The sequence below is a fragment of the Rhizobium zaerense genome (assembly GCF_051810725.1).
Lineage (GTDB): Bacteria > Pseudomonadota > Alphaproteobacteria > Rhizobiales > Rhizobiaceae > Rhizobium > Rhizobium leguminosarum_I.
In genome coordinates, this window is sequence record NZ_CM132690.1 from 3,843,559 (window position 1) to 3,865,321 (window position 21,763).

Here is a 21,763-nt window from a genome sequence, read left to right on the forward strand (position 1 = left end):
ATTTGCGCAAATACAATCTGGCACGGCGACCGCGCTGTTGCAGGCCGATTTCGGCAGCGTGCGCGCCAATGACGCCTTCACCCGAGAAGGCCCGGGTGAGGCGCGAGGACGGCAAGACAATCGGCTGTGTCTTCGGCGCACATTGACGAGGGTTTGCCGCGCGCTATGGGTTCAGGCATGCGCCGCGAAAGCATCAATGCCGGTCAGCCTTGCCGACAAGATCCACAGGCGTGCCGCCTCCTCGGGATCGGCCGCATGGTCGCTGACGCCGCCGGGTTCTCCATCGGTTGCGCGGATGGCGATATCGCAGTCCTCGCAATAGAGGCCTCCCATACCGTCGAGTTGCGGCGAGGTCGCCGCCCAAACCTGCGTGGCGGCACCCTGGGATGGGGTCTTGAATGTCGGGTCAATCGGATTGCCGTCCGCATCGATCCAGCTAGCACTGACCATTTCCTCCTTTGCGAGATGGCGCTGCAAGGGGGTGAGGATCTTGCCCGGGTGCAGCGAGAAGGCGCGGATGCCGGTGTCGCGCCCGAGCCTGTCCAGATGCACGGCGAAAAGTGCGTTGGCGGTCTTCGACTGGCCGTAAGCCTGCCATTTGTCGTAACCGGTCTCGAATTGCACATCCTCCCATCGCATGGCGGAGTTGCGATGGCCACCGGAGGAAACCGAAACGATGCGAGCGCCGCGCGAGAGCGCCGGCCAAAGGCGGTTGACCAAGGCGAAATGGCCGAGATGATTGGTCGCGAACTGTGCCTCCCACCCGTCGCCGACACGCGTTTCCGGGCAGGCCATGATGCCGGCGCTGTTGATCAGGATGTCGATGCTGCGGCCAGACGCGACGAACCGCTCGGCAAAGACGCGAACGCTTTCGAGGTCGGAAAGGTCGAGCCGATCAATCTCTACGCCATCGATACCGGCGACCGCGCTGCGCGCCGCCTCGATGCTCCTTGCGCCGATGGTCACCTTGGCGCCGGCGCCCGCCAGAGCGCGTGTGGTTTCGAGCCCGAGGCCGGAATGGCCGCCGGTGACGATGACGCGCTTGCCGGAAAGATCGAGACCGGCCAGAACCTCGCCGGCCGTCGTGTGGGGTCCAAATCCGGAACCGATGGGGACTTGTTTATCACTCATGATAATTACCTTTGTTCTGCGACGTTTCCGTCGCTCGGGATGACGGTCGCGAGAATAAGGCGTGGTCTCCAGACGATCCATGCGCTAAAGTCCAACATCTCTTCGCCATCGTCCGGAATTTTACATGGACCCGTTATCCGATGTTCTCGCATTGCTCAAACCGCGCAGTTATGTTTCCGCGGGGCTTGACGCTGGCGGCGCTTGGGCGATCGATTTTCCGCCTCCGGATGGCATCAAGTTCAACGCAGTGATTTCAGGCGCCTGCTGGCTGAGCGTCGATGGCGTTGCCGAAGCTGTCCGCCTGGAGGAAAGCGACTGCTTTCTGCTGACGAGCCGCCGAGCTTTTCGTCTCGCCAGCGATCCGGCGCTCGAAGCGATCCCGTCCGATGCGATCTATTCGATCGCCCGCGACGGCATTGCGACGTGCAACGGCGGCGGCGATTTCTTCCTGATCGGCAGCCGTTTTTCCTTTTCGGAAGGAAATTCGGACATCCTTCTCGGAATCCTGCCACCGATCGTCCATGTGAAGAGGGATTCCGATCACGCCGCCGTGCTGCGCTGGTGCCTCGATCGGATGACGCGCGAATTGCGCGACCAGCAGCCGGGCGGCTTTCTGATGGCGGAGCATTTTGCTCATGTCATGCTCATACAGGTGTTGCGTCTCCATATCGCATCGCCGAATGCGCGCGGCGTCGGCTGGCTTTTCGCGCTTACCGACCGGCGGATCGGTGCGGCTATCGGTGCCCTGCATGCCGATCCAGCCCGCAAGTGGACGTTGCAGTCGCTGGCTGAACAGGCCTCGATGTCCCGGTCCAGTTTTGCTCTCCACTTCAAGGAAAAGGTCGGGCTTGCGCCGATGGATTATCTGACGCGCTGGCGCATGCTTCTCGCAGGTGACCGATTGACAAACTCAGCCGAAGCAATTGCCGGTGTCGCCCTGTCTCTCGGTTATGAATCCGAAAGCGCATTCAGCACCGCTTTCAAGAGAGTGATGGGATGCTCGCCGCGGCAATATGGTCGCGCTCAGCCGCCTGCCGGTGCCATGCGCAATAGTCTCGGCGTTCAGTGAAACCTTGATTGGTGCAGGCATCGGAGGGAGGTCGCGCGTTGGCCTGCTGAAATTCCCTCCGATACGGTCTTGCACCCGCCGTCCATTCTCTTACCTATTCAAGGAGGAATGCGCCGGCTTTCGGCCTTTCGCGCCGGCGCCTATCGGGATGAAAGCATGAATATCGATCCGATTTTGCGGTCAGTCGTGGCCGTCCGTTCCTCCATTCCGGAAGATGCCTTCACGGCGGAGACGCTGGGCACCGTCCGGGAAGGCAGCGGCGTGGTCATTCGCGACAACGGGCTGGTGCTGACCATCGGTTATCTCATCACCGAGGCCGAAGAGGTCTGGCTGACGACCCATGACGGGCGCGTGGTTCCCGCGCATGCGCTCGCCTATGATCAGGAAAGCGGTTTCGGTCTGGTGCAGGCGCTTGGCTCTCTGAATGCGCCTGCGGTGGATCTCGGCGACGCGGCGACGGCCAAGGCCGGCGATCCCGTCGTTCTGGCCGATGGCATCGGAGAATTCGTCGAGGCAAATATCGTCGCCCGGCAGGAATTCGCCGGCTATTGGGAATATCTGCTCGACGAGGCGATTTTCACGGCACCGGCCCATCCCTCATGGGGCGGTGCGGCGCTGATCGGCTCGGACGGCAAGCTTCTCGGCATCGGTTCGCTTCGCCTGCAGATGAGCCAGGGCGACGAGGTCGCCGATATCAATATGGTCGTGCCGATCGACCTTTTGCCGCCGATCCTCGACGATCTCTTGAACCGGGGTCAGGTCAACAGACCGCCGCGGCCCTGGCTCGGCGCCTTCTCCGCCGAGAGCAATGGCGGCGTGGTGGTCATGAGCGTGGCCGAAGGCGGCCCGGCCGCCGAGGCGGGCCTGCGTCAAGGCGATATCATTTCGGAGATCCGCGACGAAGAGGTCGATGGCCTGGCCGATTTCTACCGCAAGCTCTGGAGCAGCGGCCCGGCCGGGGCGGAAATCCCCATGCGGATACTGAGGAACGGCCGGGAAGCCTGGCTGCGCATCAAGTCCGCCGACCGCAACAGCTTTCTCAAGAAGCCGCAGCTGCAGTAAGGTCGCGCCGGCGTCGTGACAGACACGGGCGCTCGTTCGAGCGGATGTCCGTGCATCCTATCCCGCCTCAGAGATTTTCCGATGTGATCGTCAGGAAGCGCACCGGCTCGGCGCTGACCTCCACCTCGATGAGACCAAGCCTGTTCAGCGCAAGGTCTATCGAGCGTCTCGCCTGCACCTCCGGCGCCTGGTCGAGCACGATCGACATGATGCCGCGGCTGAGATAGTCCTGCGTCTCTCGCGTCAATTCGTGGCCGACCCAGAACGGCCGCCCAGCCCTGTTGGCCGCGAGCACGCTCGCAACACCCTTGTTGTCGCCGCCTGCACTATAGACGCCGATGATGCCCGGTTCGCGCCGAAGTGCCGCTTGCAGCAGCTCCATGGCATTGTGCTCGTCATCAAGGTCGAACATGACCTCGATGAAACGATGCTCGTTTGAACCCTTCTCCGAGAGATAGCTGGAGAAGCCGCGGATCCGCTCCTTATGGTTCTCATAGGCGCCGCTGTGGCAGAGAGCGACGAACGAACCGGGGCGCTGCGCCAGCATGCCCGACATATAGTGAGCCGCGGTGCGTCCGGCAGCATAATTGTCGATGCCGACATAGGGCAGTTCGGGGGCCGGACGGGTCATGATCTGGACGACGGGAATGCCGAGACCGGCCGCCTTGCGCACACTGGTGACGACATCGGCATGGTCGGGGGCAACCACGATTAACGCCGACCGGCGTGCCGTCGGGTTGGCGATGTAGCGGGCGAATTGCGCCGGCTCGTTCTCGCGGACGAAGGTGCGGTGAACGACGATGCTGTCGTCGAGCGAGGCGGCGATGCGCTCGAATGCCCGGTTCAGACGCGAATAGAAGCTGGTCTCAGGGCGAACGAGGATCACCTCTATCCGGATCAGGCCGCGATGGGCGACCGGCAGGCTCTGCCGGTATTCAAGCCGTCTTGCCGCCAAGAAGACCTTCTCCACCGTTTCAGGCCGCACGCCGCCGCGGCCGTTGAGGACGCGCTCGACGGTCGCGGTGCCGACGCCGGCTTGCGTCGCAACATCTTTCAAAGTCACCTTCATCAGGCTCACTCACTCCCAAAGCTGACACAGCAGAGCATCGGCCTGCGGTGAGGTCAATGATCAAATTTGATCAAGGAAGCATTGGAGCATGGGGGCGCCGCAGCCGTATCGTGCCAGCAATCCGGGAGGAGCACCGGACGTCCGAAACAAACGAGATCAAGGATTATCCGCTGGCCCGATGCGGCCGGGGGATGACGGAGGAGCCAGATGAAGATCGCACTCGACCCGCATATGCACCGTCACCTCAACCTGCGCGACCTCTGCCGCAAGGCGGCGGAGCTCGGCTACGCGCATATCGAGCTGTCACCGCGTGACGACTTTCTGCCTTGGTGGGTGCGCCCGCGAGCACACAAGGAACGCATCGCGGAATTCAAGTCGGCCCTGAAGGATCACGGCGTCCAGCTCGCCTCGATCCTGCCGATGTACCGCTGGGCGAGCCCGCATGAGGACGAGCGGCAGGCGGCACTGCGCTACTGGAAGGAAGCAATCGCGATCGCGGCCGAGATGGGCTGCGATACGATGAATTCGGAATTTGGCCGCGGGCCGTCGCCGGATCGCAGCCACCGCGCCAGCTGCTGCGGCGGCATACATACCCACGAGCACAGCGAGGCCGCCTGGTGGCGCTCGATCGAAGAGCTCGTCCCGGTGTTCGAACGCGAGGGCGTCACCCTCAATATGGAACCGCATCCGGAAGACTGGTGCGAGACGCTGCATCCGGCGATCGACATGCTGAAGACCATCGGCTCGAACAACGTCAAATTCCTCTACTGCGCGCCGCATACCTTCTATTTCGGTGACGACATGGCGCGGATGATCCGCGATGCCGGCCCGCTGATCGCCCATGTGCATGTGGCCGATACCTATAATCACAAGGCGTCGTCCGGGCTGCGCTATATCATCAATCCGCCGGGCGCCAAGGTCACCATCCATCAGCACATGGATATGTACCAGGGCGAGATCGATTGGGATGTCTTTTTCTCGTCGCTCGCCGCTGTCGGGTTCGACGGCATCATCACCGCCTGCGTCTTCGGCTGGGAGGAGCGCGCCGACGATTCCGGCCGCTTCATGCGCTCTGAAATCCAGAAATATGTCGACAAATACTGGCCCGGGAAACTTGGCTGATCGTCAACATCCGCCCCGGCACCCCACTATCAGGAACAAAACCGTGACCATCACGATTACGACCGCCCCCTGCTGCTGGGGCGTTGATGACGTCAACAATCCAAACCTTCCCGCCTGGGAACGCGTCTTCGACGAGGCGGCAGCGGCCGGCTATGGCGGCCTCGAACTCGGGCCTTATGGTTACGTGCCGCTCGATGATGCGCTCGTCGCCAAGGCGCTCTCCGAGCGCAATCTCTTCATCGTCGCCGGCACGATCTTCGACGATCTCGTCTCTTCTCAAAATCGGGAGGCATTGCTGCGACAGACGGACGAAATCTGCGCCGTCATCACCAGGCTGCCGCAGCCGGAACAGGTGGCGGGCCAGCGGTTCAGGACCCCTTATCTCACGGTCATGGACTGGGGGCACGACGAGCGGGACTATGCCGCCGGCCATTCGGATCGTGCGCCGCGTCTCGACGACAAGGCCTGGGACGGGATGGTCGCCAATATTACGGCGATCGCCGAACTCGCCGAGCGCAAATATGGCGTGCGCGCCGTCATCCACCCGCATGCGGGCGGCTATATCGAATTCGCCGATGACATCGAGCGGGTGGCCGCTGACATTCCGCAGGAGATCGCCGGCTTCTGCCTCGACACCGGCCATAGCTATTATGCCGGCATGGATCCGGTGGAGATGCTTCGCCGCTATGCCGACAGGCTCGACTACGTCCACTTCAAGGACATCGACCAGACCGTCTTCGACCGTGTGCTCGGCTGGAAGATCCGCTTCTTCGATGCCTGCGGACAGGGTGTGATGTGCCCGATCGGCCGCGGCGTCATCGATTATCCCGCTGTCAGGCGGACGCTCGAGGAGATCGGCTATCACGGCTTCATCACCGTCGAGCAGGAGCGCGATCCGCTCAATGTCGCCGGCAGCCTCGAAGATGTGAGGCAAAGCCGCGATTACCTCAGGTCAGCTGGTTTTTAGGGAAAAGACAATGACGAACGACAGGAGAAAGCCGATCCGCTGGGGCATGGTCGGCGGCGGCAGAGGCAGCCAGATCGGCTATATTCATCGCTCGGCAGCGCATCGCGACGACGTCTTTGCCCTTGCGGCGGGTGCTTTCGATATCGATCCGGAACGAGGCCGCGCCTTCGGCGTCGATCTCGGGCTCGACGAAGCCAGAAGCTACCGGGACTATGCGACAATGTTTGCGACTGAGGCCAGGCGGGCCGACGGCATCGAGGCGGTGTCGATCGCAACACCCAACAATACCCATTTCGCGATCTGCAAGGCAGCGCTCGACCATGATCTGCATGTGATCTGCGAAAAGCCGCTCTGCTTTACGACTACCGAGGCCGAGGAGCTGAAGGCGCTTTCTGAGGCGCGAGGCCGTATCGTCGGCGTGACCTATGGCTATGCCGGTCACCAAATGATCGAACAGGCGCGTGCCATGGTCAAGAATGGCGATCTTGGCGAGATCCGCATCGTCAACCTGCAATTTGCCCATGGTTTCCATAGCGCTGCGGTGGAGGAGCAGAACCCCGCGACACGCTGGCGCGTCGATCCGAAATTCGCGGGCCCCAGCTATGTCCTCGGCGATGTCGGGACTCACCCGCATTATATCGCCAAGGTCATCCTGCCGCACCTTAAGATCAGGCGGCTCTTGTGCACCCGTCAGAGCTTCGTCAAAAGCCGCGCGCCGCTGGAAGACAATGCGGTGACCCTGATGGAATATGACAATGGCGCGATCGCCACCATCTGGTCGAGCGCAGTCAATGCCGGCTCCATGCATGGCCAGAAGATCCGCATCGTCGGCTCGAAGGCCAGCATCGAATGGTGGGACGAGCGGCCGAACCAGCTCTCCTACGAAATCCAGGACGAACCGGCCCGCATCCTCGAGCGCGGCATGGACTATCTCTATCCCCAGGCCAGGATCGACGACCGGATCGGCAGCGGCCACCCGGAAGGTCTCTTCGAAGCCTGGGCGAACCTCTATCGCCGCTTCGGCTTTGCCATCAACAATGAGCGCGGCCTCGCCCCTGCGGGGATCGAAGACCTGGTCTTTCCCGATGTCGATGCCGGACTGGAAGGGGTGCGCTGGGTGGAAAACTGCGTACGGTCCGCCGACGCCGGCGGGATCTGGCTGGACTATCGCTAGGTCGTGAACTGCTGTGCGGCGCTGTGTTCAGATAAGCGCGTCGTCATCTTCCGCCGCCTGCGGCGCGCGGCGACGGGTGCTGTCGTTGGCGCCTTTCTTAGGCCCCTCGGCGGCTGCCTCGCGGATTTTCTTAGCGCTTTCGCCGGCGTCGTGTGCGGCTGGCTGCGGGTCGCTCTTTTTCACGAAACGGATCATGGGTCATTTCCTGCTTCGACAGTGGGAGCGCTCCACACAGCGGAGCGCCCTGGAAAAACGGTGTCAGACGGCAAGTGCAGTGGCGCAGCCTTGAACACTTCGGTTATCGGCTGAAGTCTGCCCAGGCATGATCGCCCAATCGGCCGCCCCGGAACGGTTCTGTTCGTCCTCAGTACCCCATGCCGCCCATGCCGCCATTTCCGGCAGCAGACGCAGTGTCCCTTGCGGGAATGTTGGCGATCATTACCTCGGCGGTGATCAGCAGCGCCGCGATCGAACCGGCGTCCTGCAGAGCGGTGCGCACGACCTTGGCAGGATCGACGATGCCGGCCTCGATCATATCGACATAGGTCTCCGTCTGTGCATCGAAGCCCTGATTGTGATCATTGCTGCCGGCGAGTTTTCCGACGACGATCGAGCCCTCGAACCCGGCATTGTCGACGATCTGCCGGATCGGGGCTTCGAGCGCCCTGAGCACGATCGAGATGCCCGCCGTCACGTCGGCGTTCTCCCCGGTCAGTCCCGTGAGCGCCGACTTCGCGCGCAACAGTGCCACGCCGCCGCCGGGCACGATGCCCTCTTCGACCGCCGCACGGGTGGCGTTCAGCGCGTCGTCGATGCGGTCCTTCTTTTCCTTGACCTCCGTCTCGGTCGCGCCGCCGACGCGGATGACCGCGACGCCGCCTGCGAGTTTCGCCAGGCGTTCCTGCAGCTTTTCCTTGTCGTAGTCGGAGGTGGTGTCTTCGATCTGCGCCTTGATCTGCTGGATGCGCGCCTGGATGGCCGCTTTCTCGCCGGAGCCGTCGATGATCGTGGTGGTCTCCTCGTCGATCAGCACACGCTTGGCGTGGCCGAGCATATCGAGCGTGACGTTCTCGAGCTTGATGCCGAGATCCTCGGAAATCATCTGGCCGGCGGTTAGCACGGCAATGTCTTCCAGCATGGCCTTGCGGCGATCACCAAAGCCCGGCGCCTTGACGGCTGCGACCTTCAGGCCGCCACGCAGCTTATTGACGACAAGCGTCGCCAGCGCCTCGCCTTCGACGTCTTCCGAGATGAGGAGCAGCGGTTTGCCGGTCTGTACGACGGCTTCCAGGATCGGCAGCATCGCCTGCAGGCTGCCGAGTTTCTTCTCGTGAACGAGGATATAGGGCTCCTCCAGTTCCACGCGCATCTTCTCGGCATTGGTGACGAAATAGGGCGAGAGATAGCCGCGATCGAACTGCATGCCCTCGACGACATCGAGTTCGGTTTCGGCGGTTCGCGCCTCTTCGACTGTTATGACGCCCTCATTGCCGACCTTGTCCATCGCCCTGGCGATCATCTCGCCGATGGTGGCGTCGCCATTGGCGGCAATGGTGCCGACCTGCGCGATCTCGCCTGACGATTTGACCTTCATCGCCCTCGCCTGGATTTCCTTGACGACGGCGGTAACGCCGAGATCGATGCCGCGCCTGAGATCCATAGGGTTCATGCCGGCAGCGACAAGCTTTGCGCCTTCGCGGAAGATGGAGGCGGCGAGCACCGTTGCCGTCGTCGTGCCGTCGCCGGCAAGATCATTGGTCTTCGAAGCCACCTCGCGCACCATTTGCGCGCCCATGTTCTCGAACTTGTCTTCGAGTTCGATCTCCTTGGCGACGCTAACGCCGTCCTTGGTAATGCGCGGTGCGCCATAGGCCTTGTCAATGACGACGTTGCGACCCTTCGGGCCAAGCGTCACCTTGACGGCGTTGTTGAGCAATTCGACGCCGCGCAGCAGGCGGTCGCGCGCGTCGGTGGAGAATCTGATTTCCTTGGCAGACATGATATTTCTTCCCAGTTCGGTCTTGAGATGCGGGTCGGAAATTCGACCCTCAGGCGGCTTTGTCGGCAGCCGTTTCGGTCTTTTCGACGATGCCCATGATGTCGCCGACCTCGACATCGCGCGGGACCAGAGTGCCGCCTTTGTCGCGCAAGCCCGGGCCGACTGCGACCACTTCACCTTGCTGCGGCTTCTCCCTGGCGGTGTCTGGAATGATGATCCCACCCTTGGATTTGACATCGCCTTCCGCACGTCGAATGACGACGCGGTCGTGAAGTGAGCGGAATTTCATAGAGGTCTTTCTGCTGCCGGCGCGTATGGCGGCTGCAGTACATAAATAGCATCCGTGGCACTCGATTGTTAGGAGTGCCAAGAAATATTGTTCACCCAGGGAATTTCTTGAAAAATTCAGGAAATCAATTTGAGCGGATATTTTGTATTAATCTGGAAATGAATAGAATTTTTTCGCCGCAGCGCTCAACTTTATTTAGCATGTCGTCGCGTTAATTTGGCGTTTTTTATAGATAAATCCGAATTATCTTGATTTAAACTCAATCAAGGCGTAATGATGGGCCTCGTCGATTTGGCCGACTTGGCTTCGCGGTGTCAGAGACCTACGACCCGCCATCACCACTGAATTCTCGATAGCGAATGTATGACGTCGTTCCGGCGTTCATTTCGCCTGTTCCGATCCGGAATGAGCTTGGCGCTGACCGCGGATGTACCGGCAGCCTCGAGTTCGTCCGGCTCGGATCTCAACGATACAGGAACGCATCAGTGTATTCCTGCGGAGGCCTCAGCCGTGACAAGTCGCACCACAGAAACCGTCGTCCGTTTTTCATCTCCATTCCGCCTGCCCGGTTTCGACGGGGCGCAGCCAGCCGGAGAATACCGCGTCGACTATGACGAGGAATCGATCGACAGCGTTTCCAGGCTTGCCTGGCGACGGGTCGGCGCCTTCATCCACCTGCCGGCGATCGCCGCGCAGAGTTCGACGCAGCAGATGATGCCTGTCCACCTTTCAGATCTCCAAACCGCGCTCGAAAAGGACCACAAACCATCATGACCGCTACGCGCATCCCGCAACGCAATGGACGCTCGATCCGACGCGAGGCGGCAACACATATCTTCAAGGTGGGGCAAACCGTCCGGGTGAAGGACGGGTTCCTGGTCGTTCCCTCCAAGCTCCCCGAGACATATCGCATTACCGCCACACTGCCTCTGAGAGGAAATGTGCTGCAATACCGCATCCGCAGTGACGATGAACGTCATGAGCGGGTCGCGACGGAAGACAGTCTGGAACTGGTAAACCTTTCGCCCGCCGGCAGCGGCGCAACACTGATCGAGAGGACGTTTGGCCTTGGCCACCGCCCGAATGACGAAAGGTTGACATCGTGAACAGCCATGAAGACGAAGCCGAACGAAGACGGAATGCCTTTGCCGTCGGCACATGGGAAAACAAATGTGGCGCGTCCGGCCGCTACTCCATGGAGATCGAACACGACCGCCGGATCAGATCCGCCCGTTCGTGGACCGTCTATCGTGTATCCGCAGGCGTTCCAGTGCACGCCGACCATGCCCTGACCGGCAAGAGCCGTTCGGACGCCGGAAAAGACGTGATGTCCTTCAATCTTCTCAACATAGGATACCGGAAGGAATGGCTCAGGCTGTCGGACGCCGCTCGGAGTGCTCGTGAGACCCCGCCGGCTCAACCGTGGCGCTAGCCTTCCTGAACCAAAGCCGTAGCTTCGATGCGGCGCGAAATGCTGTGCGCTTCGTCGGCCATGACGGCATGTTCCAGGTGTTGTTCTTCATCGAGGTTGGCGCTCTGGCGAAATCCGACACCGCATTGCAAAGAACCGAGCCTTCGGAAACGAATTGGCTTTCGTTATTCGACGTCCTGCGCAACTCCATTCAGGACGTGGCACGCAAAGCCTACTCCTACCGCCGCCGCGCCTTCTAAACTCTAACTGCGGCGGATTTCCGCTAGGCGGATCCGGACGCGAGAGAACGCTCTATGTTGATCCGTTACGGCTATGAAATGACACTGACCTGCCCGCAGCCGACCGCATTGGTATGCCTGTTGTCGGTTCATGATGATCGTGCGGCCGACATCAGAATTCCGGAAACGGTCTTCACCACGCCGGATGTTCGCACTTCGACTTACCGTGATCTCTTCGGCAACCGCTGTCTCCGGCTGGTTGCCCCAGCGGGCGACCTGACCATATGGGGCGATGCGACGATCGAAGACGACGGCAAACCGGACAGGTCGCTGCCAGGCGCCAGGGAACTCCCGGTTTCGGAATTGCCGGATGATTGCCTCGTCTACCTGATGGGCAGCCGCTATTGCGAGACGGATCGTCTCAGTCAAATTGCGTGGGATATGTTCGGCACAGTCTCACCGGGTTGGGGCCGCGTTCAGGCGATCTGCGACTTCGTCCACCGCCACGTCCAATTCGACTACATGCAGGCGCGATCGACGCGGACAGCCTTCGAGGCGTTTCACGAACGTGTCGGCGTCTGTCGCGACTTTGCGCATCTCGCAGTGGCGTTGTGCCGTTGCCTCAACATTCCTGCCCGATATATCAATGGCCATCTCGGCGACATCGGTATTCCGGTCGTCGATCCGATGGACTTCAGCGCCTGGATCGAGGTCTTCCTGGACGGTGCATGGCACACATTTGATCCACGCAACAACACGCGGCGGATCGGTCGTATCATCGTCGCACGCGGGCGCGACGCCGCCGACATACCGCTCATCAATTCCTTCGGGCCGCACATGCTGAAGGCGTTTCGCGTCTGGACCTATGAGGTGACGAACCTGCAGCCGATGCAAAGCGTCGCCGGGGGCGCTGTTTAGAACGAGACCTGGGCGGATGCGCGGCAATGTCCAGCCTCAGGCATTGCCGCAGGCAGCTGCAGTCGGAGGACTGCGTTTTTCGCCAAGGCGCTGGACAGGATCGCCGGCCATGAATGATCCACACCCACGATACAGGCCCCTTCGTTGATTTAAAGCGCATCGCAATCTTTCAGATTCACTCCTCGCGCTTTAAGTCTTTGTTTTACGCATGTCGTTGTCGCAAATCCGCTGTAGACTTTTGCATGACATGCTTTGGTTGAAAGTTGTTGGCGTCGAGCCATCTTGGGTGTGAGCAGTCCCTCGGGGATTAGCGGAAGATAGGGAGTTCGCAGTTGATGTTCGATCATATCTCCATCGGCGTAAAAGACCTCGAAAGAGCTCGCCGTTTCTACGATGCGGCGCTGGCGCCGCTCGGATATGAGCGCCTGTCCAATTCCGACACCATGATTGGCTACGGCCCTGAAAGGGTCGGGCTCTGGGTGATGCAGGTCGAACAGCCCGTGGTTGCCGACATGCGATCCGGGCTGCATTTCTGCTTCGTCGCGCCTAATGAGGCCGCGGTCGATGCCTTTCACTCGGCGGCCGTCGCATCCGGCGGCACGGATAATGGTGAACCGGGTGTGCGGCCGGATTACGGGCAATTCTATTATGCCGCCTTCATCATCGACCCGGACGGCTACCGCCTCGAAGCGTATTTTCACAAAGGCGAACTTTAAGGGGTCAGGCGGCAACTCTCGAGATCGATACGCGGCAGCCGGAGGCTTCGAGCGCCTGGCTGGCGACCTCGAGGAACAGGCGACGGAACCAGCGCGCCCGGCCGTCGGCCTGGTCGATACGGCGATAGAGCATCGTCACCGGATCGGCGGGGAGAGGAAGCGGCGGCTGACAGATCGTCAACCCATGCAATTGCGCCATGCAGCGGCCGATCGATTCCGGCACGGTGGCGATGGCGGGCATGGCCCGCAGCGCAGTCGGCAGGGCGGAAAAGCGCGGCACTGTCGCCACCACCTGTCTGACGTGCCCGGTGCGGCTCAGCGCGATGTCGATGCTGGTCGCGGCATTGCCTTCGAACGAGACCGTGACATGGGCGACATTGGCAAAGTCCTTGAGGCTCAGCGGCGCCTTTAGCCGGAGTTGAGCTTCGTCGTAAATACAGATTGAGGCCTGGTCGAACAAGGGCGCGCGAATGTGCCAAGAGGCCGGTTCGTCGTGCACGGAGACGCTGAAGTCGAAGACGCCCTCGTCCAACCGGCGCGCGGCATCGCGTTTCTCGGAGGCGACGCCGATCAGCCGGGCGCCGGGTGAAAGCTGGAGAAGACGGGCGGCAAGCGGGCCGAAGAAGGCCGATTCGAGATTGTCGCACATGCCGATGCGGAACTCGCCCTGCCAGCTTGCCGGATCGAATTCGGCCTGCGGGCGGATGGCGCGCTCGATGCCCGACAGTGCATCCTCGATCGCCGGGGCGATGGAAAGGGCGCGCGGCGTCGGCTGCAGGCCGCGGCCGACACGTACGAACAATTCGTCGTCCAGGGCCTCGCGCAGGCGCCGCAAAGCGGCCGACAGGCCGGGTTGGCCAAGCAGCAGCCGTTCGGCGGCACGACTGACGTTGCGCTCCTGCATCAGCACTGAAAAGGCCAGCAGGAGATTGAGGTCGATCTTGCGAAGAGTGGCATCATTCATCATCGTCAGCAATACCTGGCATGGCTACTATCAATTTGCAATAGGAAAGGAAGCTGTACATTTTCTCGTTCCCTGCCGTCCGGCAACCTCCCCCGATGAGGCGGCAGCGAAGAAGGAACGATTTCGATGACTCTTTCCAAATCGCCAAGCGGGGCGGGGCTGGCATTGCTGCTGCTCTGCGCCGCCAATTTTCTCGACGCCATGGACGTCTCCACCATCGGCGTTGCGCTTCCCGCCATCCAGGCCGAACTCGGCATGGAGGCGACATCGCTGCAATGGGCCGTCAGCGCCTATGTGCTCGGCTATGGCGGCTTCCTGCTGCTCGGCGGCCGGGTCGCCGACGTCTTTGGCCATCGCCGCGTCTTCCTCTGGTCGCTGGCGATCTTTGCCGCCGCCAGCATCGCCGGCGGCTTCGTCGATAGCGGGCCGACGCTGATCGCCGCCCGATTGATCAAAGGCATTGCCGCCGCCTTCACGGCGCCTGCAGCCCTAGCGCTGCTTCTCTCCGTCTTCGGCGAGGGAACCGCACGGGCAAAGGCGCTCGGTGTCTTCTCCTCCACCGGCGCCGCCGGCTTCGTGCTCGGCATGGTGCTCGGCGGTGCCGCGACGATCTTCAGCTGGCGGGCGACGCTCGTCATGGGCGCGCCCGTCGCCATCCTGACGCTCGTTCTGGCGCCGCTGGTGCTGCCCGCCGACCCGAAAAGGGCGGGACCGAGACCTGCCTTCGACTGGGCCGGCGCGCTGACGATCACGCCCGGGCTGCTGCTCTTCGTTTTCGGCATCACCAACGCCGCGGCCGCCGGCTGGCAGGCGTTCCCGACCTGGGGTTCGCTCGCCGCGTCGCTGGTGCTGATCCTGCTCTTCCTCCTGGTCGAAGCGCGCCATGCCGATCCGATGGTGCCGCTCGGCATGTTCCGCCGCGCCAAACTCCGGCATGCCAATGCGATCGCCGCCCTCTTCCAGGGTGCCTATGTCGGCTTCCAGTTTCTGGCGACGCTCTACTATCAGAACGTCATCGGCTGGTCGGCCTTCACGACGGGCTTCTGCTTCGCGCTTGGCGGTGTCTTCGTGATGTTCCTGGCGCCACGTTTTGCGACGGTCGCGCAAAATCGCGGCGCTACCCGGCTGATGGCAGTGGGTGTCGGCCTGCAGGCCTTCAGCTACGTCTTCTGGGTTACCGCACTCGGACATGTCGATCCGATCCTGCTGGTCGTGTTCTCGCAGATCCCGCTCGGCCTGGGTTACGCCCTGACCTACCCCTCGGTGCAGGTTGCGGCCCTTTCCGATGTGGAGGATGACAAGGCGGGGCTCGCCTCCGGGCTGCTCTTCGCCTCCTTCCAGATCGGCGGCGGCATCGTGCTTGCGGCCGCCTCGGCGGTCTTCGGCGCCGCACCGCATTTCGGCTGGAACCCCTACGTCGCCGGCATAGCCTTCGTGGCAACGCTTGCGGTGGCGATCACCCTGCTTGCCGCCGCCGGTCCGCGGACATCGGCCGCCCGGAGGCCTGCCTATCAAGCGGCGGAATGATCCTCACAGCCCGCACTCTGACCGGTGCGGGCTGCTCATGAACCGGAGCTAGATCTGCGGCAAGAATCCCGTTGCGTTGCCTCGGCGAAAGGCGCATGGTCGCAACTTCGGCAGCCATTGAACGGGCGCTGCCGACTGAGGATCTTCGTATCCTCGCCCCGATGAAAGGAGGACCGATGTCTTCCACTTCCGAAAAATCGCATCTGACCTCATCCGATCTCGACATGCTTCAAGGCGTGCTCGACGACGCCGGTTACGACGCCAGAATCCTGATCGACGACGAAAGGGTCTTCAACGTCGCGGCCGTGCTGCTGATCAGGCTGTTCGAGGAGGGCGTCACCTCGCCGGCCATGCTCTCGCTGGCGCTCGAACATCATTTCGGCAAGCTGAAGACGCCGCCGAAACCGGTAACCCCCATCTTTAACCGATATGCGATACAGGGATTGCCCCGCCACGACGCGCCGGCAAGGGCGCCGCGCGTCTTTTCAGACGCACTAAGGACGCTCTAACACTTTGAGTTTGCGCGTAATCCTTTCGGAAAATCGATTCCGATTTCGGGGTTATGCGCTAGCGGCAAGCGAGCCGCTCGGCCCGAAGAATTATTGTGCGGAAAACCCTCTTGCTTTGTACGCAAGTGGATTTGCTTTTGTCGATGCTGGTACCGCTCGATATCGGACGGGACATAGAACTCTGTTTGGCCCGCGGTATCATGTCGGCATCGGGCCGAGCGGAGATGGAAAGAACGAAGCTGATCCGCCTGTTTCCCGTAAATGACTGAGCGCGTCGCAAGATTCACCCTCGCGCTTCGGGTCCTGTTTTTACGCATGTCGTTATCGCAAAGCTGCATCATAGTTTTGCGCGGCATGTTTAATCCCTGTGGAAATATGGCTTTCCTGCGGCAGCGGCCTTAATGGCACCTCAATTTTATTCTATAAGGAGGGCTCGCTGATTTGGCCGATGCGGCATTTGCGGTGGCCGGGTTTCCGGCCTCGCCATTTTCCCGATCGCGAAAGCATGGTGACGTCCCGTCTCAACGTCGGGTTTGGCTTTCGGTGACCTCTCCGGTCATCCGCCTCCAGACTGCGATGCGGTTTCAGCAGGCATCATTTTCATTCCATCCCTGCGGCCCGGTGTTGTCGGGTTGCCCCTCATGACGATCCCGCGATCTCTGATCGCGACCGATAAGCGGGGCGAATACCACGCAGGCTGCGGCTTTCAATTTCGATCTAAAGGGAGATTTTATCGATGGCAAAAGGACAAGTAAGAAGCAATCGTGAGGTCCGGAAGCCGAAGAAGGACAAGCAGGCAGCGAAGGTGGAAAGCACATTCGCCAATCAGATGAAGACGGCGACCAAGACCGCCCCGCAGGGCAGTGCTCCAAAGAAATAGAACTTCTTATCGAGCCCCCGCTCCGCCCCCGTGCGCATAACAGCGCAAGTGCTAGCGCGTCTTGTCGAACGCGCCGCGCTCCGGCGTGACACCATCACCCATTGACATGTTCTCAGAAAAACAGGAATTGCTGCAACTATGACCACTCTTCATACCATGTACCACTTCGACTATCCGCTCTTCCTCATTCGCTCGGCCGTGGTGATTGCACTCGGCCTTTCGGCGATCGCCGCCTTTCACGGCGTCACTCTGTGATCAGATCTGCGCGCCGCAGCGAGTGCGAGGAAATCCAAGTGGCCCCTTTGGGCGAGCCCGACGACAACTCGGAGCGATCCGAAAACCCGGATCGATCCGCCGAGCAAGCCGCGCTTTTCGCTGAAAAGCGCTGGCTGAAGATCCTTGCCGGATATCGCCAGCCGCGGGCCGGACGCAGCGCCTTCGAGCTTGCCGTTACCGTCGTCCCCTTCGCGCTGTTCTGGGCTGCCGCATGGGCAGCGGTTCATTACAGCTTCTGGCCCGGCCTGATCCTCGTCTTTCCCGCCGCCGCTTTCCTGCTCCGACTGTTCATGATCCAGCATGATTGCGGCCACGGCTCGTTTTTCGCCCGTCGCCGCGTCGACGACTGGGTCGGTCGCACGATCGGCATCCTGACGCTGACGCCCTACGACTATTGGCGCCGGGCGCATGCGGAACACCATGCTTCGGCCGGGAACCTGGACGAACGCGGCGTTGGCGATATCGAAACGCTGACGATTGCCGAATATAACGCGCTGTCACGCTGGGGCCGGCTCGGCTATCGGCTCTACCGGAACCCGATCGTGATGTTCGGGATCGGACCGGCATGGCTGTTCCTCTTCAAGCAGCGCCTGCCTTTCGGCATGATGCGCTCCGGCGCCCTGCCCTGGGTCTCGACCATGGCGACCAACCTTGCCGTCGCAGTGGCCGCCGCGCTGTTGATCTGGGCGATCGGGATCATTCCCTTTCTTTTGGTGCATTTGCCGATCGTGCTTCTGGCAGGTGCTGCCGGCGTCTGGTTGTTCTACGTCCAGCATCAGTTCGAGGAAACGCACTGGTCGAAGAAGCCGGACTGGCAGTTCCAGCATGCGGCCCTGCACGGTGCCTCGCATTACGACCTGCCGCCGGTGCTGCGCTGGATCACCGGCAATATCGGCATCCACCATGTGCATCACCTGTCGAGCCGGGTGCCCTACTACCGGCTGCCGGAGGTGCTGCGGGACCATCCTGAGCTTGCCGATATCGGCCGCATCACGCTCATGGAAAGCCTGCGTTGCGTCAAGCTGGTGCTATGGGACGAACAGACGAAGCGGCTGGTCTCGTTTCGCGAGGCAGCGCGGCTTGCCGCAGCATGATAGCGGGCGTTAGAGCGGTTTAGAGCGTATCCGGATTTAGTTGAATCGGAAGGGATTCCGTTTTTGTGTGTTTTGTGATTCAAGATGCTGGCTGGAGTGGAGGCCAGCATCGAATGACGCGACCTCTTTCCAATGATCTTCGTGAGCGTGTTGTTGCTGCAATCGAAGCCGGTGAGAGCTGCCGGTCGGTTGCGGCGCGGTTCGGTATTGCCGTGTCTTCAGCGGTAAAGTGGTCGCAGCGTTATCGTTCGAGCGGATCTGTCGCGCCTGGGAAGATGGGCGGCCACCGCAAGCGGGTTCTGGAGCCGCATCGGGCGTTTATCGTGGAGCGGATCAACCAGACGCCGCATGTGTCACTGCACAGGTTGAAGGAAGAGCTGGCCGCGCGAGGGGTGAAGGTATCCCACGATACGGTATGGCAGTTCCTGCGGCGTGAGGGATTGCGGTTCAAAAAAAACACTGTTCGCCCTTGAGCAGGCGCGCGCTGACGTCGCGCGACGGCGACAGCGCTGGCGATCCTGGCAGGCTGGCCTCGATCCAAGACGGCTGGTCTTCATCGATGAAACCTGGATCAAGACCAACATGGCGCCGCTTCGAGGGTGGGGGCCGAAGGGCAAACGCCTGCGCAGCTTCGCGCCGCACGGACATTGGCGCACCCTGACTTTCCTCGGCGCGTTGCGCTGCGATCGGCTTACCGCACCCTGTGTCTTCGATGGACCGATCAACGGTGAGTGCTTTCGCGCCTATGTCGAGCAGCAACTCGTACCGGTGCTCAAACCCGGCGACATCGTCGTGATGGATAATCTCGGCTCCCACAAGTCGGCCGCCATCCGTCAGATGATCCGCAACGCTGGTGCTCGGCTCTGGTACTTGCCGCCATACTCCCCCGACCTCAATCCGATCGAACAGGCTTTCGCCAAAATCAAGCACTGGATGCGCCTGGCTCAGAAGCGAACCATCGATGACACCTGGCGCCACATCGGACACCTCGTCACAACCATCGAGCCCAGCGAATGCAGCAACTACTTCGACAATGCCGGATACGCTTCCGTCAAAACCTGAAACGCTCTAGTTTTCACGGGAGCGCAGAGCCGACCTAACCTTTTGCTTGCATCCAATTCCAGGGAAAGCTGTTTTCCTGGAGTTATTTAGCGATAACCCGTCACGTCAGCCGGTCTGCCCGGCTCCTGCACTTCCACCATGTAGCGCCAGCAATCCGGCCGCGAACCGTCGATATCGTCGAAGCCGTAGGTCTTGGCCACTCCGCCGCTCGACAGCGACTGGCCGTTCCAGCGGGCGCGGTCGGGATCGGCGGCGATGGCGGCAACGGCGCGGCCGACAAAGCGGGGGGTTTCGGAAATGGCGAAATGCGGCTGCACATTGGTCGCCTCGCGCCAGTTCTCCTCACGGACACCGTAAGCATCCAGCATCATTTCGGAGCGCAGCCAGCCAGGCGTGATCGAAACAGCGGTGGCGCCGTGTTTTTCCAAATCTTGCGCATGCGCCCAGGCCATGCGGGTGACACCCGTTTTGACGAGGTCGTAAAAGGGCGAAAGCCGGTAATGCGTGGCATTGTAATCAGCCGTGCCGTCCGTCATCTCCACCAGCAGCCCGCCGGGCCGCTCGATCATCAGCGGCAGGGCGTAATGGGCGGTGATCAGATGTGTCTCGATGCCGAGCTGCAGCATGCGCAGGCCCTTGTCCAGCGAATGCTCCCAGACGGCCTTGTCCCATTCGAACAGTTTCTCGCAGCCCCAGATGTCGTTGACGAGAATATCGAGCCGGCCGGCCTCAACGCGGATGCGGGCGACCAGCGCCTCGACCTGTTGCTCGACGAGATGATCCACCTGCACGGCGATACCCTTGCCGCCTGCGGCGGTTACAAGTTCAGCCGTCTCTTCGATCGTCTCCGGCCTGGAATATTCGGATTGCTGAGCGCGCGTCGTGCGTCCCGTTACATAGACGGTGGCGCCGGCAGCACCGAGTTCCACCGCGATGCCTCGGCCGGCGCCGCGCGTAGCACCCGCCACCAATGCCACTTTCTCCCGCAAGTTCGCTGTCACTTCTCCATCCTCCACGCTAAAGCGCCTCATGCTGCAATGGTTGCACCAGGAATTACCCGGCGCTCCTTGTTTATAAACGAATGATCGTTTACATATGACGTGAATGCAAGAGGAATTTCATGCCGCGACGCCGCACACTGTCCGACGAACAGCTTCTCGCCATGGTGCTGGCGCTGATCCAGGCCGAGGGCCCGGACGCGGCGACCTTTGCGGCGGTGGCGAAAGCCAGCGGACTTTCCGGTTCGACGCTGGTGCAGCGTTTCGCCACGAAAGCGGCGATGCTGCGCACCGCGCTGCTTTATGCCTGGGACAGGCTGGATGCGGAAACGGCGCGGCTTGCCGAGACCGTCCCGAAAACGCCGAAAGGCGCCATCACGCTGCTCGTCGGCCTGTCGCAGGACTACGGCGACAATGCCGCTGCCTATGGTGAGGGACTGCTGGTGCTTCGCGAGGATTTCCGCGATCCGGTGCTGCGCGCCCGAGGGGCCGCGTGGGGAACGGCCCTGACGGCGGCGATCGCGCGATGTTTCGGATCGGCGACTGCGCCGGAGACGATCGCCCGGCTGTTGCTTTCGCAATGGCAGGGTTCGCTCATCTGGTGGGGTTTTGGCGCGGAGGGGCCGGTGGCCGCCTATGTGGAGACGGAGCTGCGGTGCTTCCTCGCGGCAATAAAGCCCTGAGCCCGCTTATGCTTCCTCATCGTCCTTCTCGCCCACGGTCAGCGGCCAGTCGACGACGTAATCTTCGAGATCGTCGATATCGATTTCACTTTCGTTGATCGTGCGGCCTCGCGCAGAAATACCGGCGGCATGGACGGTCTCCGGGTCGCCGGAGACGAGCGGGTGCCACCAGTAGAGGTCGTGGCCTTCATTGACCAGCCGATAGCCGCAGGTCGGCGGCAGCCAGGCGATATCGGGCACGTTCTCCTTCGTCAGCTGAACACAGTCCGGCACGAAATCCCAGCGGTTCTCATAGCTTGAGCAGCGACAGCTTTCGCCGTCGAGCAGCTTGCAGCTGACCGAGGTGAAATAGATATCGCCGCTATCCCATTCCTCGATCTTGTTGAGACAACAGAGGCCGCAGCCGTCGCAGAGGCTTTCCCATTCGGCGACGGTCATTTCGGCAAGCGTCTTGCTCTTCCAGAAGGGCAGATCGTTCATCGTTCGTTTCTTGCAACAGCGGCCCGCAAATTCGCGTGACCCTCATGCATCTCTCTTGTTATCGGCCGCAAAATCAATCAATCCTTCAGTATACTCCTGGTACTCGGAGAATTCTCTCCTGATA

25 protein-coding genes are annotated in these 21,763 nt (G+C 61.4%); 17 read left to right on the plus strand and 8 right to left on the minus strand.

What is annotated here, in order from left to right:
• Window positions 1–171: 171 nt before the first annotated feature.
• On the minus strand, window positions 172–1,131 hold the full coding sequence (locus ACS4RR_RS18775) for an SDR family NAD(P)-dependent oxidoreductase (protein WP_260110494.1): 960 nt from the start codon (window positions 1,129–1,131) through the stop codon (window positions 172–174).
• A 124-nt stretch (window positions 1,132–1,255) separates the two neighbouring features.
• Here ACS4RR_RS18775 and ACS4RR_RS18780 point away from each other — a divergent pair, with 124 nt between their 5' ends.
• Together ACS4RR_RS18780 and ACS4RR_RS18785 are read left to right on the plus strand one after the other, a co-directional pair.
• The gene (locus ACS4RR_RS18780; RefSeq protein ID WP_260110493.1) at window positions 1,256–2,200 is read left to right on the plus strand and encodes an AraC family transcriptional regulator; all 945 of its coding nucleotides are present in this window, start codon (window positions 1,256–1,258) and stop codon (window positions 2,198–2,200) included.
• Window positions 2,201–2,356: 156 nt separating this feature from the next.
• On the plus strand, window positions 2,357–3,262 hold the full coding sequence (locus tag ACS4RR_RS18785; RefSeq protein WP_026154076.1) for a S1C family serine protease: 906 nt from the start codon (window positions 2,357–2,359) through the stop codon (window positions 3,260–3,262).
• A gap of 67 nt (window positions 3,263–3,329) precedes the next feature.
• Here ACS4RR_RS18785 and ACS4RR_RS18790 read toward each other — a convergent pair whose 3' ends face one another.
• The gene (locus tag ACS4RR_RS18790; protein WP_260110492.1) at window positions 3,330–4,331 is read right to left on the minus strand and encodes a LacI family DNA-binding transcriptional regulator; all 1,002 of its coding nucleotides are present in this window, start codon (window positions 4,329–4,331) and stop codon (window positions 3,330–3,332) included.
• Between the two features lie 207 nt (window positions 4,332–4,538).
• On the opposite strand from ACS4RR_RS18790, the gene ACS4RR_RS18795 reads away from it, so the two are divergent.
• From ACS4RR_RS18795 to ACS4RR_RS18805, 3 genes are read left to right on the plus strand one after another with little or no spacing between them, the layout of a single operon-like run.
• Complete coding sequence (locus ACS4RR_RS18795; RefSeq protein WP_222351198.1) at window positions 4,539–5,453, plus strand: sugar phosphate isomerase/epimerase family protein; 915 nt, start codon at window positions 4,539–4,541, stop codon at window positions 5,451–5,453.
• Between the two features lie 43 nt (window positions 5,454–5,496).
• Window positions 5,497–6,420: a TIM barrel protein gene (locus tag ACS4RR_RS18800; protein ID WP_222281955.1), complete on the plus strand. Its 924-nt coding sequence runs from the start codon at window positions 5,497–5,499 to the stop codon at window positions 6,418–6,420.
• A gap of 10 nt (window positions 6,421–6,430) precedes the next feature.
• Entirely contained in the window at window positions 6,431–7,594 is a 1,164-nt protein-coding gene (locus ACS4RR_RS18805; RefSeq protein WP_222281954.1) for a Gfo/Idh/MocA family protein, read from the plus strand.
• 27 nt (window positions 7,595–7,621) lie between these two features.
• On the opposite strand, the gene ACS4RR_RS18810 is transcribed toward ACS4RR_RS18805, so the two are convergent.
• The 3 genes from ACS4RR_RS18810 to ACS4RR_RS18820 form a co-directional block, all read right to left on the minus strand.
• Window positions 7,622–7,789 carry a hypothetical protein gene (locus tag ACS4RR_RS18810; protein ID WP_456189126.1) on the minus strand — a complete coding sequence of 56 codons (168 nt, stop codon included), beginning with the start codon at window positions 7,787–7,789 and terminating at the stop codon, window positions 7,622–7,624.
• A 169-nt stretch (window positions 7,790–7,958) separates the two neighbouring features.
• A complete protein-coding gene (gene groL, locus ACS4RR_RS18815) occupies window positions 7,959–9,593 on the minus strand; it encodes a chaperonin GroEL (protein WP_456189127.1) in 1,635 nt (544 codons plus the stop codon).
• A 49-nt stretch (window positions 9,594–9,642) separates the two neighbouring features.
• Window positions 9,643–9,882 carry a co-chaperone GroES gene (locus ACS4RR_RS18820; RefSeq protein ID WP_017963568.1) on the minus strand — a complete coding sequence of 80 codons (240 nt, stop codon included), beginning with the start codon at window positions 9,880–9,882 and terminating at the stop codon, window positions 9,643–9,645.
• Between the two features lie 510 nt (window positions 9,883–10,392).
• On the opposite strand from ACS4RR_RS18820, the gene ACS4RR_RS18825 reads away from it, so the two are divergent.
• The 6 genes from ACS4RR_RS18825 to ACS4RR_RS18850 all read left to right on the plus strand — a co-directional run bounded on the left by ACS4RR_RS18825 (window position 10,393) and on the right by ACS4RR_RS18850 (window position 13,166).
• Window positions 10,393–10,656 carry a hypothetical protein gene (locus ACS4RR_RS18825; RefSeq protein WP_170278297.1) on the plus strand — a complete coding sequence of 88 codons (264 nt, stop codon included), beginning with the start codon at window positions 10,393–10,395 and terminating at the stop codon, window positions 10,654–10,656.
• Window positions 10,653–10,988 (plus strand): hypothetical protein, encoded by a 336-nt coding sequence (locus tag ACS4RR_RS18830; protein WP_456189128.1) that lies wholly within the window; start codon window positions 10,653–10,655, stop codon window positions 10,986–10,988. Before ACS4RR_RS18825 ends, ACS4RR_RS18830 begins: the two co-directional genes overlap by 4 nt.
• A complete protein-coding gene (locus ACS4RR_RS18835; RefSeq protein WP_456189129.1) occupies window positions 10,985–11,314 on the plus strand; it encodes a hypothetical protein in 330 nt (109 codons plus the stop codon). The genes ACS4RR_RS18830 and ACS4RR_RS18835 overlap by 4 nt, the downstream gene beginning before the upstream one ends.
• Window positions 11,305–11,553, plus strand: coding sequence for a DUF1488 family protein (locus ACS4RR_RS18840; protein WP_222386217.1), 249 nt, complete (start codon window positions 11,305–11,307; stop codon window positions 11,551–11,553). The genes ACS4RR_RS18835 and ACS4RR_RS18840 overlap by 10 nt, the downstream gene beginning before the upstream one ends.
• A 54-nt stretch (window positions 11,554–11,607) precedes the next feature.
• Entirely contained in the window at window positions 11,608–12,450 is an 843-nt protein-coding gene (locus ACS4RR_RS18845) for a transglutaminase-like domain-containing protein (protein WP_260110491.1), read from the plus strand.
• Between the two features lie 335 nt (window positions 12,451–12,785).
• A complete protein-coding gene (locus ACS4RR_RS18850) occupies window positions 12,786–13,166 on the plus strand; it encodes a VOC family protein (protein ID WP_222386215.1) in 381 nt (126 codons plus the stop codon).
• Between the two features lie 4 nt (window positions 13,167–13,170).
• On the opposite strand, the gene ACS4RR_RS18855 is transcribed toward ACS4RR_RS18850, so the two are convergent.
• A complete protein-coding gene (locus ACS4RR_RS18855; protein WP_260110490.1) occupies window positions 13,171–14,133 on the minus strand; it encodes a LysR family transcriptional regulator in 963 nt (320 codons plus the stop codon).
• 123 nt (window positions 14,134–14,256) lie between these two features.
• Between ACS4RR_RS18855 and ACS4RR_RS18860 the strand changes: the two genes are divergently transcribed.
• The 5 genes from ACS4RR_RS18860 (at window position 14,257) to ACS4RR_RS18880 (ending at window position 19,478) form a co-directional block, all read left to right on the plus strand.
• Window positions 14,257–15,657 (plus strand): MFS transporter, encoded by a 1,401-nt coding sequence (locus ACS4RR_RS18860; protein WP_260110489.1) that lies wholly within the window; start codon window positions 14,257–14,259, stop codon window positions 15,655–15,657.
• A gap of 95 nt (window positions 15,658–15,752) precedes the next feature.
• Window positions 15,753–16,166: a hypothetical protein gene (locus tag ACS4RR_RS18865; RefSeq protein WP_260110488.1), complete on the plus strand. Its 414-nt coding sequence runs from the start codon at window positions 15,753–15,755 to the stop codon at window positions 16,164–16,166.
• Between the two features lie 736 nt (window positions 16,167–16,902).
• Window positions 16,903–17,046 (plus strand): hypothetical protein, encoded by a 144-nt coding sequence (locus tag ACS4RR_RS18870; RefSeq protein ID WP_003546677.1) that lies wholly within the window; start codon window positions 16,903–16,905, stop codon window positions 17,044–17,046.
• 302 nt (window positions 17,047–17,348) lie between these two features.
• Window positions 17,349–18,416 (plus strand): fatty acid desaturase, encoded by a 1,068-nt coding sequence (locus tag ACS4RR_RS18875; RefSeq protein WP_168724878.1) that lies wholly within the window; start codon window positions 17,349–17,351, stop codon window positions 18,414–18,416.
• Between the two features lie 113 nt (window positions 18,417–18,529).
• Window positions 18,530–19,478 (plus strand): IS630 family transposase gene (locus ACS4RR_RS18880; protein ID WP_260109160.1). Its coding sequence is split into 2 segments (ribosomal slippage): window positions 18,530–18,865 and window positions 18,867–19,478, totalling 948 coding nucleotides; the frame shifts between segments, so codons are not numbered across the junction.
• Window positions 19,479–19,564: 86 nt separating this feature from the next.
• On the opposite strand, the gene ACS4RR_RS18885 is transcribed toward ACS4RR_RS18880, so the two are convergent.
• Entirely contained in the window at window positions 19,565–20,479 is a 915-nt protein-coding gene (locus tag ACS4RR_RS18885) for an SDR family oxidoreductase (protein ID WP_260110487.1), read from the minus strand.
• A 119-nt stretch (window positions 20,480–20,598) separates the two neighbouring features.
• Here ACS4RR_RS18885 and ACS4RR_RS18890 point away from each other — a divergent pair, with 119 nt between their 5' ends.
• Window positions 20,599–21,159 carry a TetR family transcriptional regulator gene (locus ACS4RR_RS18890; protein WP_260110486.1) on the plus strand — a complete coding sequence of 187 codons (561 nt, stop codon included), beginning with the start codon at window positions 20,599–20,601 and terminating at the stop codon, window positions 21,157–21,159.
• Between the two features lie 6 nt (window positions 21,160–21,165).
• On the opposite strand, the gene ACS4RR_RS18895 is transcribed toward ACS4RR_RS18890, so the two are convergent.
• The gene (locus tag ACS4RR_RS18895; RefSeq protein ID WP_222386210.1) at window positions 21,166–21,639 is read right to left on the minus strand and encodes a YcgN family cysteine cluster protein; all 474 of its coding nucleotides are present in this window, start codon (window positions 21,637–21,639) and stop codon (window positions 21,166–21,168) included.
• Window positions 21,640–21,763 lie beyond the last annotated feature (124 nt).

What these genes read in the sequence shown, in the direction of transcription:
- ACS4RR_RS18775 (WP_260110494.1), bottom strand. Translation starts at nt 1,131, where the DNA reads ATGAGTGATAAACAAGTCCCCATCGGTTCCGGATTTGGACCCCACACG.
- ACS4RR_RS18780 (WP_260110493.1), top strand. Translation starts at nt 1,256, where the DNA reads ATGGACCCGTTATCCGATGTTCTCGCATTGCTCAAACCGCGCAGTTAT.
- ACS4RR_RS18785 (WP_026154076.1), top strand. Translation starts at nt 2,357, where the DNA reads ATGAATATCGATCCGATTTTGCGGTCAGTCGTGGCCGTCCGTTCCTCC.
- ACS4RR_RS18790 (WP_260110492.1), bottom strand. Translation starts at nt 4,331, where the DNA reads ATGAAGGTGACTTTGAAAGATGTTGCGACGCAAGCCGGCGTCGGCACC.
- ACS4RR_RS18795 (WP_222351198.1), top strand. Translation starts at nt 4,539, where the DNA reads ATGAAGATCGCACTCGACCCGCATATGCACCGTCACCTCAACCTGCGC.
- ACS4RR_RS18805 (WP_222281954.1), top strand. Translation starts at nt 6,431, where the DNA reads ATGACGAACGACAGGAGAAAGCCGATCCGCTGGGGCATGGTCGGCGGC.
- ACS4RR_RS18810 (WP_456189126.1), bottom strand. Translation starts at nt 7,789, where the DNA reads ATGATCCGTTTCGTGAAAAAGAGCGACCCGCAGCCAGCCGCACACGAC.
- groL (WP_456189127.1), bottom strand. Translation starts at nt 9,593, where the DNA reads ATGTCTGCCAAGGAAATCAGATTCTCCACCGACGCGCGCGACCGCCTG.
- ACS4RR_RS18820 (WP_017963568.1), bottom strand. Translation starts at nt 9,882, where the DNA reads ATGAAATTCCGCTCACTTCACGACCGCGTCGTCATTCGACGTGCGGAA.
- ACS4RR_RS18830 (WP_456189128.1), top strand. Translation starts at nt 10,653, where the DNA reads ATGACCGCTACGCGCATCCCGCAACGCAATGGACGCTCGATCCGACGC.
- ACS4RR_RS18845 (WP_260110491.1), top strand. Translation starts at nt 11,608, where the DNA reads ATGTTGATCCGTTACGGCTATGAAATGACACTGACCTGCCCGCAGCCG.
- ACS4RR_RS18850 (WP_222386215.1), top strand. Translation starts at nt 12,786, where the DNA reads ATGTTCGATCATATCTCCATCGGCGTAAAAGACCTCGAAAGAGCTCGC.
- ACS4RR_RS18855 (WP_260110490.1), bottom strand. Translation starts at nt 14,133, where the DNA reads ATGATGAATGATGCCACTCTTCGCAAGATCGACCTCAATCTCCTGCTG.
- ACS4RR_RS18860 (WP_260110489.1), top strand. Translation starts at nt 14,257, where the DNA reads ATGACTCTTTCCAAATCGCCAAGCGGGGCGGGGCTGGCATTGCTGCTG.
- ACS4RR_RS18865 (WP_260110488.1), top strand. Translation starts at nt 15,753, where the DNA reads ATGGTCGCAACTTCGGCAGCCATTGAACGGGCGCTGCCGACTGAGGAT.
- ACS4RR_RS18870 (WP_003546677.1), top strand. Translation starts at nt 16,903, where the DNA reads ATGGCAAAAGGACAAGTAAGAAGCAATCGTGAGGTCCGGAAGCCGAAG.
- ACS4RR_RS18890 (WP_260110486.1), top strand. Translation starts at nt 20,599, where the DNA reads ATGCCGCGACGCCGCACACTGTCCGACGAACAGCTTCTCGCCATGGTG.
- ACS4RR_RS18895 (WP_222386210.1), bottom strand. Translation starts at nt 21,639, where the DNA reads ATGAACGATCTGCCCTTCTGGAAGAGCAAGACGCTTGCCGAAATGACC.